Here is a 14,890-nt window from a genome sequence, read left to right as displayed (position 1 = left end):
GTGGCGGGGATGGGATCGGCGGAAGTGGTCAACAGTCGCGCGGGTCCGGGGAGTGGCGCCCGCGGTGCTGGTTGTGGGCGACACTGCCCGGTGCGGCAGGCGGTGGGGAGCGTGCGCGGTGGCGCTGGATCCGTGTGGCGCGCGGGTCACCCGGGTGCCAGGGAGCGGCGGGGCTGGATGTCCTGAATGGACGGTTGCTCAGGGCAAAGGTTCTCCGGGCGCCCGCTGTTCGAGCTGCCGAAGGCCCCGTGCCACGACCGAAGGAGTGCACCTCTTGCGCGGCCGTGAAGGTCCCCCTGTCACTACCGAAGGAACGCGCCTCTTGCGCGGCCGGCAGGCATGAGATACAACCCTCAACTTAGGTAAGCCTAATCAACCTGGGGGTGTTTCGTGGGCCATACGCAGGGGGCGCCGGAGTGGGTCCCCACCCGGGACGGGCGGCGGTTGCACGCGATGGTGCTGCCCGGCCCGTCCGGCGCGGGCACACCGACCGTGGTCTTCGAGGCCGGGGCCGCGGCCGCCCGGTGGTCGTGGGCCGCCGTCCAGCCGGAGGTCGCGCGCGCGGCGCGGGCGATCGTCTACGACCGCTCCGGGCTCGGCCTCAGCGCGCCCGACCCCAAGGGCCGCACGTTGCAACGCATGGCCGACGACCTGAACGACCTGCTCGGCCACTTCGGCTCCGGTCCGTTCGTCCTCGTCGGGCACAGTCTCGGTGGTCCCGTCGTCCGGCTCGCGGCGGCCAGGGAGCCGGAGAGGATCGCCGGCCTCGTCCTCGCCGACCCGGTCGACGAAGCCGCGGAAGTGTTGTTCGGCCGCAGGTTCCGCACGTTCGAGAAGCTCTCCTTCCCGGTGCTCGCGGGCTTCGCCAGGACGGGACTGCTGAAGCGCTCGTTCCGGTGGCTGCTCGACGCCACCCCGCCCGACTTCCGGCAGGATATGGAGCGCGAAGCCTTTCACCCCGGCGTGATCCGCACGCAGCGCGAGCAGGCCCGCACCTTCCTCGACGAGGTCGCCGCGTGGCGCGAGCATCCGCCGGAGCTGGGTTCGATCCCGGTCACCGTGATCTCCGGGGCACTCACCGGCAGCGGCATGAACGCGGAGGTCCGCGCCCAGGCCAACGCCGCCCACGAGCACCGCGCCGCGCAGTCGCCCCGCGGCAGGCACGTGATCGCAGCCCGGTCCGGCCACTACGTTCCGGTCACCGAACCGGAGCTGATCGCCGCCGAAATCGCGCGGCTGCCGGGGTGAGCTTCGGCACCCGGGCCGTTCCGATGATCTCCGGCGGTTAGCATGTGGGACGCGTGGAGGGAAGACCGGTGCGATTCCGGAGCTGCCCCGCAACTGTGAGGCCCGGCCGAAAACCCGGGCCGGAGCCAGATACCTCCCCGTGAACTACCGATTGGCCGGGACCACGCGGGTTGGTCACGGGCCGGAAGAGCCGCCGCGCGGAACCTTCCGCGTCCTCGCACCCGGGGTGTCCCGGCCCGGCGCGAGGGAGTCAGGCGATGGGGCTGAACCGGCGGGGTTTCCTGCTCGGCGGCGGGGCCGCGCTCGGCGCACTGGCCACCGGCTGCGCGAGCGCGGGCGGCGGAACGTCGATCGACACGTTTTCCGCCGTGTTCAAGGGTTCCGGCGCGGACGAAGGCATCGATCCCGGTGTCGGCCACCTCTTCATCGACGAGGCCAGGAACAAAGCCCTCTACGACGGCCTGTTCGAGGTCGACGACACGATGCGCCCGGTACCGCGGCTGGCCGAGTCCGGGGAGCCGAACGCGGACGGCACGCGCTGGCGGATCAAGCTGCGCGACGCGCGGTGGCACGACGGGAAGAAGGTCGTCGCCGCCGACGTGCTCTACACCCTGGCCAGGGTGCTCGGCCCGGCCGGGCCACAGCCTTTCATCGCCGCGAGCACGCTCGAAGCGGTCGACCTGACGCAGTCCCGCGCGGTCGACGACCGCACCGTCGAGATCGCGCTGAGCCGGCCGTCGTTCGAGTTCCTCACCGCGCTTTCCGCCTACGGCACCAGGATCGTGCAGGACGGGGCGAAGGATTTCGACCACCCGGTGGGCACCGGCCCCTTCCGGTTCGCATCCTTCCAGCGCGGCAAGCAACTCGTCGCCACCGCGTACGAGGACTACTGGGACGGCAAACCGGCCATCGCCCGGCTGCGGATCCTCAGCGCGGACACCGACGCGCGGCTGACAGCGTTGCGCGGCGGGCAGGCCGACTTCGCCGACGATCTCACCCCGGCGGCGGCGACCACCCTGCGCGGTAGCGGCGGAGTCACCGTGAATTCCACGCCGAACAGCGGCATCTACTACTTCGCGATGAAGACCGACCGGCCGCCGTTCGACAACCCGGACGTGCGCCGCGCCCTGATGCGGATGGCCGACCGCGACGAGCTCGTCAAGGTCGCGCTGCAGGGGCAGGGCGAAGCCGCGAACGACGTGTTCGGCAAGGGATTCGAATACTACGCGGACGATCTGCCCCAGCACACCTACGATCCGGACGAGGCGAAAGCCTTGCTGCGCAAGGCCGGAGCGGAGAATCTGACCATCGACCTGTTCACCGCGCCCGCCGCCAGCGGGTTCGTCGAGGCCGCGCACCTGTTCGCCGAGCAGGCCGCCAAGAGCGGCGTCACGATCAACGTCCGCGTCGGCTCGGGGGACACCTACTACTCCGAGGCCCTCACCAGCGGGCAGCTGACGATGGGGCAGTCCGGGCCGCTGCCGATCCCGAACCACTTCGGCTCCCGGCTGCTCACCGGCTCTCCGCAGAACCGGACCGACTGGAAGGACCCGGAGTTCGACGCGCTCTACGGCCAGGCGCTGGCCACGTCCTCCGCAGGCGAGCGCGCCGCGCTGTACCACCGGATGCACGAAATCCTCTACGACCGCGGCGGTTTCCTGTTCTGGGGCAACGCTTCCTGGAACAGCGCCGCGTCCTCGGACTACCGGAACATCCCCGCCGGTGTGCCCAACGCCCTCGACTGGGCCCGATTCGACAAGGTGTCCCGATGACGAACTCTCTCGGCAAGGACCGTGCGCTGTACTGGCTGGAGCGCTGGGACCGCCAGCAGGAGTACTACATGCCCGACCGCGAAGAGCGTTTCGCGGTGCTGGCGGACGTGCTCGACGAACTGGTGCCCCGGCCCGACGCGCTGATCGTCGACCTCGGCGTCGGCCCCGGTTCGACCGCCCGCCGGCTGCTCGACCGGTTCCCGGACGCGACGATCGTCGGCGTGGACGCCGATCCGCTCCTGCTCGGCCTGGCCGATCTGGCGTACGGATCCGCGCGGTTCCGCACGGTGTCGGCGGATCTGCGCGAGGACGGCTGGTACGAGAAGCTCGGCCTCGACCGCGCCCCCGACGCGTTCGTCAGCACCACCGCGCTGCACTGGATGAACCGCGATCCGCTGCGTGAGCTGATCGCCACCTGCGGGCGGGCGCTCGGCGAGGGCGGCGTGTTCGTCGACGCCGATCACCTGTACGAGGGCGAGGTAGGTCCGCGGCTCGACGCCCTGACCCGCGCGCTGACGAAACGCCGCGCGGCTCGCGCGGGCGTGGTGCGCGAAGAAGACTGGGCGGCGTGGTGGGAAGCCGTCGAGGCCGCGCCCGAACTGGCGGAGCTGGTGGCCGCCCGCGCCGGCGGGTTCACGCACACGGTGACCGACAAGCCTTCGGTGCACGACTACCTGTCCTTCCTGCGGGAGGCCGGTTTCGCCGAGGCGGGATCGGTGTGGCAGGTCGGCGACGACCGGATCATCGCCGGTATCCGCTGACGCGTTGACCGTCCCCACGCGATTCGTCCTCCGCCGGCTGGTGCTCGGTGCCGGGCAGGTGCTGATCCTGCTGGCACTGGTGTTCGGGCTGTCGCTCCTGCTGCCGGGCGACGCCGCGGACGTGCAGAACTCCGACCTGTTCAGCGCACGCCAGCGCGCCGAGACCCGGCAGCTGCTCGGCCTGGACGTCTCGCCGCTCACCCGGTTCCTGACCTGGCTCGGCCACGCCGTGACGGGCGATTTCGGCACCTCCTACGCGAGCGGCGAACCCGTGTCGGCCGTGATCGCGGAACCGTTCGCGGTCACCGCGGTACTCGCCGGGCTGACGACCGTGCTGCTGATCCCGGTGGCGGGCTGGGCAGGGTTCGCCGCCGGGCTGCGGCCGGGTTCGGCGCGGGACCGCGTGCTCACCGCTGTGAGCGTGCTCTTCGACTCCATCCCGGATTTCGTGCTGGCCGTGCTGCTCGTGGCCGCCGTCGCGCTCGGGCTCGGCTGGTTCCCGGCCACTTCGCTGGGCGTCGATCTGCCCATGATGCTGGAGGAGCCCGGGTACCTCGTGCTGCCGCTGACGGTCATGGTCGCGAGGGTCGCCGCGCCGCTCGTGCGGCTCGTGCGGGCCGGGGTGATCGACGTCTGCGCCCAGCCCTACATCGAGCAGGCGCGCAGGCTCGGCGTCGGCCGGGTTTCCCTGCTGCTGCGGCATATCGCGCCCAACGCGCTCGGCCCCGCGATGCAGGAACTGGGGCGCACCGGGGACGGGCTGCTGTCCGGGGTGCTGATCGTCGAGGCGGTGTTCGTGCTGCCCGGCGTCGCTTCGGCGCTGATCGACGCGATCGGCGACCGGGACCAGCCGGTGATCCTGGCGATCGTGCTGATCACCGGGGTGGTGGCGATCGCGGTGAACGTCGTGATCGACCTGCTCGGGCAGCTGATGACGCCCCGCGGGGCGTGGGCGTGAAGGCCGTGCTGCGCGGGGTTTCCCTGACGATGGTGGCGATCCCGGTGCTCGTGGCGGTGTTCGGGCCCGCGTTCGAGGCCCTCGCGCCGAAGGAGCGGCAGGTGCCGTTCGGGCCTTCGACGTGGTCGCCGTTCGGCACCGACCGGCTCGGCCGTGACGTGCTCGCAGCGGCGTTGGACGGCGGGCACACGCTCTTGCTCGTCACCGCGCTGACGGTGCTGTGCGCTTACGTGATCGGGTTCTCCGCGGGGATGGCGGCCGCCGTGGCGCCGCGGCGGTGGCTGGAGGATCTGCTGATGCGGCCCCTGGATGTGCTGCTGTGCCTGCCTTCCCTGCTGATCATCATGGTGGCGGCGGTGCGCAGCAACGGGTCCGCGGTGGCGATCGCGGCGGCCGTGGGCCTCGCGCTGATCGCGCCCATCGCGCGGTTCGTGCGGATGGCGGCGCGGGACGTCGTGCACGGGCCCGTCATGGACGCGCTGCGGATGCAGGGGGAGAGCAGGCGATACCGCTACGGCCGCTACGCGGTGCGCGAGCTGGCGCGGCCGATCGCCGCCGACGTCGGCGTGCGCATCGGCGCGGCCGTGTATTTCCTGGCGTCGGCCAACTTCCTCGGGCTCGGCTTCGACACGACGTCCACGGACTGGGCGGTGGCGGTGGCGGCGAACAAGGACGGGCTCGCCATCGCCCCGTGGTCGGTGCTGGTGCCCGGCGGGCTGATCGTGCTCCTCGTGCTCGGGCTGAACCTGCTGTGGGACGACCTGCTGGCCGATCCACGCCGGATCGCGACGAACGACGCGGTGCGGGCGGCGCGGCATGGGTGAGCCGGTGATCGCCGTGCGCGGGCTCGGGGCGTGCGCGGGTGCGGCGCGGATCCTGGAGGACGTGTCGTTCGACGTCGAGGCGGGCGAGGTCGTCACCCTCTTCGGCCCTTCCGGCGCGGGAAAAACGACCATCGCGATGGCTGTCGCCGGACTGAGCAGGCCCGGCGTGACGGTGACCGGCGAGATCACGGCTCCCGCCCGCGTCGGCTACCTGCCGCAGGACGGGCCCGGAACGCTGAACCCCGCGCGGCGGATCGGCCGTGCGCTGGGCGAGCTGGTGGCGCTGCGGCATCCCAAGCAGGCCAAGGCGGAACGGCGTGCGCGCGTCGCCGAGGTGCTGCGCGCGGTGGCCTTCGACGAAGACCCGGACGGGATCCTGCGGCGATACCCGCACCAGTTCTCCGGGGGCCAGCGCACCCGGCTCGCGCTGGCGCAGATCCTCGCGACCGAACCGGGCGCGATCGTTCTGGACGAGCCGGCCACCGGGCTCGACACGCTCGCCAGGGCGGCGGTCACCGACCGCCTCGCCGCGCTCGCCGGGACCGGGGTCGCGATCCTGCTCGTCACGCACGACCCCGTCGTCGTGGAGCGGATGGACAGCCGGGCCTTGCATGTCCACGACGGCACGGCCGGGCCGATGGACCCACCCGCGCGGCGTCCCGTGGTCCGGCTCCGCGAAAGCACTCCCTCGGGTGGCGAAGCCTTGGCACGTTTGGAAAACGTGTCTGTCCGCTATGGACGGACGGCAGCGTTGCACGACGTCAGTCTCGCCGTGTCCGGTGGTGAGACCGTGGGAATCGTGGGCGCGTCCGGGGCGGGGAAGTCGACGATCGCCCGATGTTTCGCCGGGCTCGTGCGGCCCGCGCGCGGCGTGGCGCTCGCGGACGGGGTGCCGCTTTTGCCGCTGCGCAAGCGAAACGCGGCGCAGCTGGCGGCCGTGCAGTACGTGTGGCAGGAAGCGGCCTCGTCCTTCGACCCGCGCCGCACAGTGTGCGCGCAGGTGGCGGCGACCGGGATTCGCTTGCGCGGCCTGGGGTCCCGGGATGCCAAGGCCGAGGCGCTGGACCTGCTGGCGGAACTCGGGCTCACCGCCGCGCAAGCGAACCGGTACCCGCCAGGACTGTCCGGCGGCCAGCTGCGCCGCGCCGCGCTCGCCCGCGCCCTGCTGGCCAGGCCGCGGATCCTCGTCTGCGACGAGGTGACCACCGGGCTCGACCACCCGCTGTCCGCGCGGATCCTCGACCACATCGACGGCTACCGGGAGCGCACCGGCGCCGCGGTGCTGCAGATCAGCCACGACCTGCGCACGCTGCTCGGCCGCGCCGACCGGATCGTCGCTCTCGACCACGGGCGCGTCGTCGAAACCACCACGCCGCGGGCCCTGCTGTCCGGCGCGGCGACCGGGCTCACGGGCCTCCTCGAAGCCGATCATCTCGGTGACCCTTCGTAGCTGAGCCGTCCACTGTGGACGCGAGAGTCCGGGTGAGGGCACAAGGTCACCCGAATTCGGGACACTTTGCCACTGGCCGTGGCCCCCTGGGCTCTCTAGCGTTGCGGGCAGCCGGAGCCGAGGAGGAGAGCCGATGAGCGACGTCACGGACGCGATCGTGGTCGGGGTGGACGGTTCGGAGGAGGCGCTGGACGCCGTGCGGTGGGCCGCGCTGGTGGCCGCGCGCCGCAACCTGCGCCTGCACCTGGCCTCCGGGTTCGACGCCTCGCTCGGGCTCTACGGCGACGGCGTGCCGATTTCGCCGGACTACTTCCAGACCGCGGAGGCCGTCGCCCAGGACGAGCTCGCCTCCGCGGCCCGCCTGGCGGAGGAAACGGCGGCCGGGGTGCGGATCGAGGCCGAGCGGGCGCACCTGGCGCCGGTCCCGCTGCTGCTGGAGCACTCGCGGTCGGCGCGGATGATCGTGCTCGGCGCTTCCGGGCGCGGCGGGTTCGAAGGGATGCTCGTCGGCTCGACGGCGGTTTCCCTGGCCGCGCACGGTTCCTGCCCGGTGGTCGTCGTCCGGCCGGACCGCGAAGGGCCCGTGGTCGCGGGCGTCGACGGCAGCCCGAACAGCGTCGCCGCGCTGGAAACGGCGTTCGACGAAGCCGCCTGGCGCAGGGTGCCGCTCGTCGCGGTGCACTCGTGGAGCGACGCGGGTTATATGGCGCAGCAGCCGATCGAGTCGGCCCTGCTCGCCGGAGAGCCGGACGAGGACGAGCAGGCGCGCGTGCTCGCCGAAAGCCTCGCCGGGCGGCAGGAGAAGTACCCCGACGTCCGGGTGGAGCGCGTGGTGGTCAAGGCGCGGCCGCGGCACGCGCTGCTCGACTGGAGCGAGCGGGCGAGCCTCGTGGTCGTCGGCAGCCGGGGGCGCGGCGGGTTCCGCGGGCTGCTGCTCGGCTCGACCAGCCAGGCCCTGATCCAGCACGCGAAATGCCCGGTCATGGTCGTGCACCCGCAGGGCTGAGCGAGGGAACGCGCGGTCGATCCCGGCGCCGTGGCCTGAAGCGCGGGCAGCGGATCCTGCGCCACCTGCACGGCTAGGGACTGTCCACAGTGGCCCGCGCGAGCGCGATGCCCGCTTCCCCGGCGATGCTGTACGCGAGGTACAGGGTGCCGTTTTCGTACAGGACAGCGGGATCACGTAACTCGCGGGCGCGTTCGTCGATCTGGCCGATGACGGACGGCCGGGCGGGCCGGTCCGCGCCCTCGTAGGCGGTCTCGGGTTCCAGGACCTCCTCGGGCTCGTCCTCCGTCCACTCGCGCCAGTCGCCGCGCGGGTGGATCCTCGCGCGCTTGATGCGTTCCGGGGCGTCGCCGATTTCGGTGTAGAAGACCTCGAGCGTGTGCTCGCGGTGCCAGATCGCGGTGTGGCGTACCGATTCGGTGAGGAAACGCGGCCCCGGCTCGAAGGGCTCGAGTCCGCTGGGGGAGCGGTACAGGTGCCCCGGCATGGCGAGGGCGTACCAATACCCGTCGCGCCGGAACGCGCGGAAGTACGCCGGGCCGAGCTCGGGTTCCAGCGCGGTGAAGTGCAGGCCGTCCGGTGAGGTGGCCACGCGCGTGGCCTGGGGACGGCCGTCGTTGTAGGCGCCGTGGTAGTACAGCCGGAAACCCTCGGGCGTGACGTGCACGTCCGGCGAGGCGAGGTGGTTGTCGAAGAACGACTCGCCGAGGTCGAGGACGCCGGGCTCGTGGACGTGCCACGGCCCGGCGAGGTCGTCGGCGAAGGCCAGCCGGAGATACGTGCCGGTGTGGTGGGCGAAGTAGAGGTAGTAGGCGCCCAGCCTCCCGGGCACGTGCTCCGGCACCCGCAGCAGGGACGGCCCGTTGATGTTGGTGCCGATCCGCGGCGAGGAGTCCGGCGTGATCAGGGGGTTCGTGGCGAGCCGGGTGAAGGTCGGCATGGCTGTCCCGTCTTCGTCGGCTGGGTCGGTCATCCCTCGATCATGCCGGACACCCCGGCTCACGCGGCCAGCCGCTCACCCCATTCCGCCAGTTCGGCCAGCACCTGCTCGGAGACGGTCAGCACCTGGTCCGGCGAGGTCTCGTCCGGCAGGACGCGGTTCACGCCCGGAACCCGGCCGCCGCCTTCCTCGACGGTGGTGGCCAGCGTGGCCAGCCGCTCGTACGCCGCTTCGCCGCCGAAGCGGGCCGGGTCCAGGCAGATCAGCAGATGCCCGATCCGCTGCGGCGCCCCCGCCTGCTCCGGGGCGAACATGTCCGGCACCGCCGAAGACAGGTTCGGGCCGACGACGGCCCCGGCGAGTGCTTCCACCAGGAACGCCAGCGCGAAGCCCTTCGCCCCGCCCAGCGGCGAAAGCATCCCGTGCAGCGCCGCGACCGGGTCCGTCGTCGGCTGTCCCGACGCGTCGAGCGCCCACCCCTCGGGCACGGGCGTCCCGGACTTCGCGAGCGCGGCGATCTTGCCCCGGGCGACCGCGCTCGTCGCCATGTCCACAATGGATGGACGTGGTTTCGTGGGCAGCCCCGCCGCGATCGGCGAGGTCGAGAGCACCGGCACATCGCCACCCCAGGGCGGCATCACGGCGGGCCCGTTGGAGAACGCGAGCGTGACGAGACCGGAGCGCAGCCCCGGCGCGGTGTACAGCCCGAGCGCGCCGCAATGCCCGGAATCGGCGACGCTGACCGCCGCGATTCCGTACTCCTGGCACCGTTTCGCCGCCTGTTCGGCCGCCTCCCACAGCTGCCAGTGCCCGAGCCCGCCCCCGCCGTCGAGCGCGAGAAGCGGGCCCGTGTCCGTGACGGTCCGCAGCTCGGCCGACGCGGGATAGCCGCCGGCCTGGATGCGTTCGAGGTAGAACGGCAGGCGCAGCAGGCCGTGCGAGCCGATGCCCCACACGTCGGCCTGCACGATGCAGCGCGCGGAGAGCTCGGCGCGCGCTTCGGGCAGCCCGGCGGCCACGAGCAGTCTGCTCGCCAGCGCGGTCGCTTCGGCAACGGTGGTCATGCGGCACGCGCCTTCCTGGCGATGCCGACCATCGCGCGCGCCTCCGCGCCGCGCAGCACCGCGTCGATGTCGGTGGCCAGCACCCGGAGGATCCGGTCCTGACTCTGCTCGGTGATCCCCGCGATGTGCGGGGTCAGCACGGTGTTCGGCAGCTGTTCGAGCCTGCCCGGCGCCGGGGGCTCCTGCGCCCGGACGTCGAGCGCGGCACCCGCGGGCCGCCCGCTTTCCAGCGCGTCGGCCAGCGCTTCCTCGTCCACGACCTCGCCACGGCCGACGTTGACGAACAGCGACCCCGGCCGCATCCGGGCGAGGAACTCACGCCCGACGAGCCCGGTCGTCTCCGGTGTCGCGGGCAGGTGGCAGGACAGCACATCCGACGCATCGGCCACCTCGTCGAGCGACACCAGCCGGATCCCGCCGAGGGATTCCGGGTCGACGTAAGGGTCGTAGGCCAGCACGGTCATCCCGATCGCCGCGGCGAGCTGCCCGCACGCCCGGGCCGTCGCGCCCGCGCCGAGCAGACCCCACGTCTTGCCGTGCAGTTCCGTTCCCGCGGCCCGGTTCCAGCCACCGGTACGAGCCTCACGATCGCGTGGAACTGTGTTGCGCGCCAACGCCAACGCCGCGCCGAGCGTGTGCTCGGCCACGCTACGCGCGTTCGCGCCGAGCGGGGCCGCGACCACGACCCCGGCGTCGTTGGCGGCGGGCAGCGCGATGTTGTCCAGCCCCACCCCGGCGCGCGCGACGATCTTCAGCTTCGGGCACGCGGCCAGCAGCTCCGCCGTCACCGGCGTGCGGTTGCGCACCACGAGCGCGCTCGCCTCGCTCGCGGCCTTCGCGAGCGCCGCCGGCTCGGACCACAGCTCCGGCTCACGCCGCACGTCCCACTGCCCGGCCAGCTCCTGGAACGGCTCGCCCCACACGTCCTCGGTCACCAGCACATCCACCACGTCACTCCTCTTCGCCAGGGGCCAGCAGTTTGTGCACGGCGACCACGTCCTCGCCGCCGTAGCCGTGCGCCACGGCCGACACGAGCTGCGAAAGTGCTTGTGCCGCAACGGGAGTCGGCACGTTCCAGCGCGCGGCGGAATCCACCGCCAGCCGCACGTCCTTGGCCGCCAGCGCCGCGCCGAAACGGGGCGCGTAGTCGCGGGCGACGATCCACGGCAGCCGCACGTCCGACTGGAACGAGAACGCGCCGGTGTCACGCAGCGCGGCGCTGAACATCTCGTCCTCGATCCCGGCGCGCCGGGCCAGCACATACCCCTCGGCGAGCACCGCGACGTTCGTCATGCCGATCATGTTGGACACGAGCTTGAACATCGACGCCGCGGCGGGGGAGCCGAAGTCGTAGACCTGCTCGCCGATGCGCTCCAGCAGCGGGCGCATCGCCTCGATCGCGTCGGCCGGCCCGCCGACGAACAACGGGATGGCGCCTTCTTCCGCGGCGGCAGGGGTTTTCCCGAGTGCACAGTGGACGAACTCGTGCCCGTCCAGCAGCCGGGTCAGGTGTTCGGCGGTGGGCGGGTCGATCGTCGAGACGTCCACGGCGACCGCGCCCGGAGCGAGGCCCGGCGCCAGCTCCGTCCACACGCGACGGACGTGCTCGGGCAACGGCAGGCTGGTGAACACATACGCGGCGCCCGCGGCCGCCTCCCCGGCGCTCGCCGCGGCCTTCGCGCCGGCGTCGGCACACCGTTGCACCGCTTCGGGATTCAGGTCGAACACGTGCACCTCGTGGCCACCGGTGGCCAGGCGGCGCGCGACGGCGCCACCCATGTTCCCGGCGCCGACGAAAGCGATCTTCATCGGGTCAGTTCTCCTCGGTTTCGGTCGGGGGCGGGTTCGCCGGCTTCGGCGTCGACGTCCACCCGCGTGGGATCCCAGCGGATCAGGATCAGGACGAGCAGCCCGAGCAGCGGCGCCAGCGCCACGGCGTAGAACACGCCGGTGCCGAGCGCCGAGCTCAGGATCGGGAAGAAGAACAGCGCGAGCATCGAGCCCAGCCGCAGCATCGCCTGGCCGAACCCGCTGCCGACCCCGCGCAGGGAGGTCGGGTAGCTCAGGGTCGCGATGGTCATGCCCTGCGCGCCCGGCCCGTAGGAATGGAAGAACACGAAGATCCCGAGCAGCCCGCCGACACCCAGCAGCGCCAAACCGGACGCCGAGCCCATCAACCCGAGGCCGGCGAGTGCCAGGAAACAGATCGCGAACCCGCTCAGCGCGAGCTTCCACGACCCCAGCCGGTTGCTCAGCCGCACGCCGAGCAGCCCGCCGAGCACGCCGAACACCAGGTTGAACAGCAGCGGCCCGAGGATCGACGTGAGCCTGCCCTGGTGCAGCAGACCGGCGATGATCGCGGGCAGCGCGAAGCCGACCGCGTAGTACTGCACTGACTGCAGCGCGCTCACCGCGCCGGCCTGGATGGTGCGCACGCGGTAGCGGCCGCGGAACAGCTTGGCGAACTCCTTCAGCCCGCTTGCCCGCTGGGTCACGGCCGGGCCGGGATCGCCGGCCTCCACGTCGAGCCCGTAGGAGTTCTTCAGGATCCGGGCGGCGCGTTCCAGGTCGCCCTGCCCGGCCGCCCAGGCCGGCGACTCGTCCATGTACTTGTGCCGCACCAGCATCACCACGACCGCCGGGACGGCCCCGAACCCGACGGCCCAGCGCCACAGGTCGCCGTGCTGCGCCATCGGGACCAGGAAGTACAGCGGCAGCAGCACGAGGAAGCTCGCGCCGGTGGCCAGGTACCACATCGGCTGCCACAGCGAGACCTTCCCGCCGCGCCCGCGCATCGCGTTGAACTCGGCGATGAACGCGAGCGCCACCGGGAAGTCGATGCCGATCCCGATGCCCATCACGAATCTCGCGCCGGTGAGCAGCTCGTAGTTCGGCGCGATCGCGCAGGCGAGCGCCGCGACCACGAAGAAGATCATGTCGGCCATGAACATCCGGTACCGGCCGAGCCGGTCCACGAGATAGCCGCCGGCCAGCGCGCCGAGCAGCGCGCCGACCATGATCGAGGCGCTGACGACCCCCTCCTGCACGGGGGAGAGCCGGAACGTCTTGGTGATGTCGCCGAGCCCGAAGGCGATCGACGAGAAATCGTAGGCGTCGATGAAGATCCCGCCGAGCGCGATGAACGTGATCGCGCGCGATTTGCCGCCCCGCGCCCGCCCTGAGTTGATGAGCGCGGTGACGTCGGCGGCTGAGCGGATGACCGGAGGGCCTGGCATGGGTGACTTCCTTGTCTCCACGGGGGTTTCGGCGGGTTCAGACTCCGAGCGCCAGGTAGCGCACCTCCTCGAACTCCTCCAGCCCGGCGGCGGCCCCTTCGCGCCCGAGGCCGGACTGCTTCGTCCCGCCCATCGGCGCGAACGCGACGCTGGGCAGCGCGTTGTTGATCCCGACGATCCCGTTGTCCAGGTGCTCGGCGATCCGCCACACCCGCGACTGGTCGCGCGTGTAGAAGTACGCCGCGAGACCCATCTCGGTCGAGTTCGCCAGCGCGAGCGCCTCGGCTTCGGTGCGGAAGCTGAAAATCCCCGCAGCGGGGCCGAAAACCTCTTCGCGGGCGAGACCGGCGTGCGCCGGCACGTCCACCAGGATCGCCGGTTCGGCGAAGGCCGCCCCGGGTAGCGCGAAGTCCTTGGTGATCTTCTTGGCCCCGGCGGCCAGCGCCTCGTCCACAAGGGACCTTACGGCCCGGACCCGGGCCTCGTCGATGCACGGGCCGAGGTCGGGCACCGGGTCGGCGGTGCCGTCGCCGAGGCTCATCGCGTTCACGGCCGCGGCGAGCTTGCCCGCGAACTCCTGCTGCACGTCGGCGTGCACGAGGAACCGGTTGGCGCCGATGCAGGACTGGCCGGTGTTGCGGAACTTCGCCAGCATCGCGCCCTCGACCGCGGCGTCGAGATCCGCGTCCTCGAACACGATGAACGGCGCGTTGCCGCCCAGTTCGAGCAACGGCCGCACGACGCGTTCGCTCGCCTTGGCCATGATGGAGCGGCCGACCTCGGTCGAGCCGGTGAACGAAACCACCCGCACGGCGGGGTGCGCGAGGTAGGCGTCGGTGACCTCGGCGGCGGGGCCGTGCACGAGGTTCAGCACGCCCGGCGGGAGGCCCGCGTCCTGCAGACAGCGGATCATTTCGGTGGCCGCGAGCGGCGCCTTGTCCGACACCCTGGCGACCACGGTGCAGCCCGCGGCCAGCGCGGGGGCGAGCTTGCGGGCCTGGATGGAACACGGGAAGTTCCACGGCGTCAGGCTCGCGACCACCCCGGCGGGACGGCGGATGCTCAGGTGGCGCCGGTCGCCCGCCTCGTTGGGGTGCACCGAACCCGCCGGGCGGCGGGCTTCCTCGGCGAACCACTGGAAGTACTCGGCGGAGAACTTCAGCTCGCCGATGCCTTCGGGCAGCCGTTTGCCCGCTTCTTTCGCCAGCAGGGGGCCGATCTGCTCCGCGCGGTCACGAATCAGGTCCGCCGCGCGCGAAAGGATGTCCGCGCGCGCCCGCGCCGGGGTGTCGGCCCAGGCCGGGAAGGCCGCGGCCGCGGCGTCCGCGGCGGCGGTGGCCTCGGCGCGCCCGCCGTAGCCCACCCAGCCGACCACCGAACCGTCGGCGGGATTGCGCACGTCGCGGTGCCCGCCCGGGTCGGACCACTGCCCGTTGATCAACGTCGTTCCCATGGATTCCTTTCGTGGCAAGGGAAGGCGGGCGGTGGCGTTGGCCGCCACCGCCCGCGGGTCAGGCGCTTTCGTAGAGGCGGGTGAGGACGTATTCGTGGTGGCCCATGACTTCGGCGCTGGTGAGGCGGCCGTTGATGGTGCGGTCGATGGTGGTCATGAGGTGGTCGCCGGCGGTGGT

At 72.1% G+C, this 14,890-nt stretch carries 13 protein-coding genes and 1 riboswitch; of the genes, 7 read left to right on the top strand and 6 right to left on the bottom strand.

Translation table 11 applies throughout. The annotated features are described in order from the left end of the window. Positions 1-390 precede the first annotated feature (390 nt). From FPZ12_RS43360 to FPZ12_RS43330, 7 genes are all read left to right on the top strand, one after another. Positions 391-1,248 (top strand): alpha/beta fold hydrolase, encoded by an 858-nt coding sequence (locus tag FPZ12_RS43360; RefSeq protein WP_144758940.1) that lies wholly within the window; start codon positions 391-393, stop codon positions 1,246-1,248. Between the two features lie 14 nt (positions 1,249-1,262). Next, positions 1,263-1,403, top strand: a riboswitch (cobalamin riboswitch). A gap of 102 nt (positions 1,404-1,505) precedes the next feature. Continuing rightward, entirely contained in the window at positions 1,506-3,020 is a 1,515-nt protein-coding gene (locus FPZ12_RS43355; protein WP_144758937.1) for an ABC transporter substrate-binding protein, read from the top strand. Continuing rightward, on the top strand, positions 3,017-3,781 hold the full coding sequence (locus FPZ12_RS43350) for a class I SAM-dependent methyltransferase (RefSeq protein WP_144758933.1): 765 nt from the start codon (positions 3,017-3,019) through the stop codon (positions 3,779-3,781). Before FPZ12_RS43355 ends, FPZ12_RS43350 begins: the two co-directional genes overlap by 4 nt. Before the next feature lie 4 nt (positions 3,782-3,785). Continuing rightward, the gene (locus FPZ12_RS43345; RefSeq protein ID WP_144758930.1) at positions 3,786-4,739 is read left to right on the top strand and encodes an ABC transporter permease; all 954 of its coding nucleotides are present in this window, start codon (positions 3,786-3,788) and stop codon (positions 4,737-4,739) included. After that, complete coding sequence (locus tag FPZ12_RS43340) at positions 4,736-5,563, top strand: ABC transporter permease subunit (protein ID WP_208026219.1); 828 nt, start codon at positions 4,736-4,738, stop codon at positions 5,561-5,563. The genes FPZ12_RS43345 and FPZ12_RS43340 overlap by 4 nt, the downstream gene beginning before the upstream one ends. Then, entirely contained in the window at positions 5,556-7,013 is a 1,458-nt protein-coding gene (locus FPZ12_RS43335) for an ABC transporter ATP-binding protein (RefSeq protein WP_144758927.1), read from the top strand. Before FPZ12_RS43340 ends, FPZ12_RS43335 begins: the two co-directional genes overlap by 8 nt. 133 nt (positions 7,014-7,146) lie before the next feature. Continuing rightward, positions 7,147-8,019 carry a universal stress protein gene (locus tag FPZ12_RS43330; protein WP_144758923.1) on the top strand — a complete coding sequence of 291 codons (873 nt, stop codon included), beginning with the start codon at positions 7,147-7,149 and terminating at the stop codon, positions 8,017-8,019. Between the two features lie 73 nt (positions 8,020-8,092). Here FPZ12_RS43330 and FPZ12_RS43325 read toward each other — a convergent pair whose 3' ends face one another. The 6 genes from FPZ12_RS43325 to FPZ12_RS43300 are packed head-to-tail and all read right to left on the bottom strand — an operon-like array spanning position 8,093 to position 14,712. Continuing rightward, positions 8,093-8,992 (bottom strand): glycoside hydrolase family protein, encoded by a 900-nt coding sequence (locus FPZ12_RS43325; protein WP_144758920.1) that lies wholly within the window; start codon positions 8,990-8,992, stop codon positions 8,093-8,095. Between the two features lie 26 nt (positions 8,993-9,018). After that, entirely contained in the window at positions 9,019-10,023 is a 1,005-nt protein-coding gene (locus FPZ12_RS43320; RefSeq protein WP_144758917.1) for an Ldh family oxidoreductase, read from the bottom strand. Next, a complete protein-coding gene (locus tag FPZ12_RS43315) occupies positions 10,020-10,970 on the bottom strand; it encodes a hydroxyacid dehydrogenase (RefSeq protein WP_243770333.1) in 951 nt (316 codons plus the stop codon). Before FPZ12_RS43315 ends, FPZ12_RS43320 begins: the two co-directional genes overlap by 4 nt. Before the next feature lie 4 nt (positions 10,971-10,974). Further along, the gene (locus tag FPZ12_RS43310) at positions 10,975-11,832 is read right to left on the bottom strand and encodes an NAD(P)-dependent oxidoreductase (RefSeq protein ID WP_144758911.1); all 858 of its coding nucleotides are present in this window, start codon (positions 11,830-11,832) and stop codon (positions 10,975-10,977) included. Next, the gene (locus FPZ12_RS43305; protein WP_144758908.1) at positions 11,829-13,259 is read right to left on the bottom strand and encodes an MFS transporter; all 1,431 of its coding nucleotides are present in this window, start codon (positions 13,257-13,259) and stop codon (positions 11,829-11,831) included. The genes FPZ12_RS43310 and FPZ12_RS43305 overlap by 4 nt, the downstream gene beginning before the upstream one ends. Before the next feature lie 37 nt (positions 13,260-13,296). After that, complete coding sequence (locus FPZ12_RS43300; RefSeq protein ID WP_144758905.1) at positions 13,297-14,712, bottom strand: NAD-dependent succinate-semialdehyde dehydrogenase; 1,416 nt, start codon at positions 14,710-14,712, stop codon at positions 13,297-13,299. Positions 14,713-14,890 lie beyond the last annotated feature (178 nt).

The sequence above is a fragment of the Amycolatopsis acidicola genome (genome assembly GCF_007713735.2).
GTDB lineage: Bacteria > Actinomycetota > Actinomycetes > Mycobacteriales > Pseudonocardiaceae > Amycolatopsis_E > Amycolatopsis_E acidicola.
Note: the sequence above shows the minus strand (reverse complement) of the source record. Positions and strands in the feature narration are given on the sequence as shown.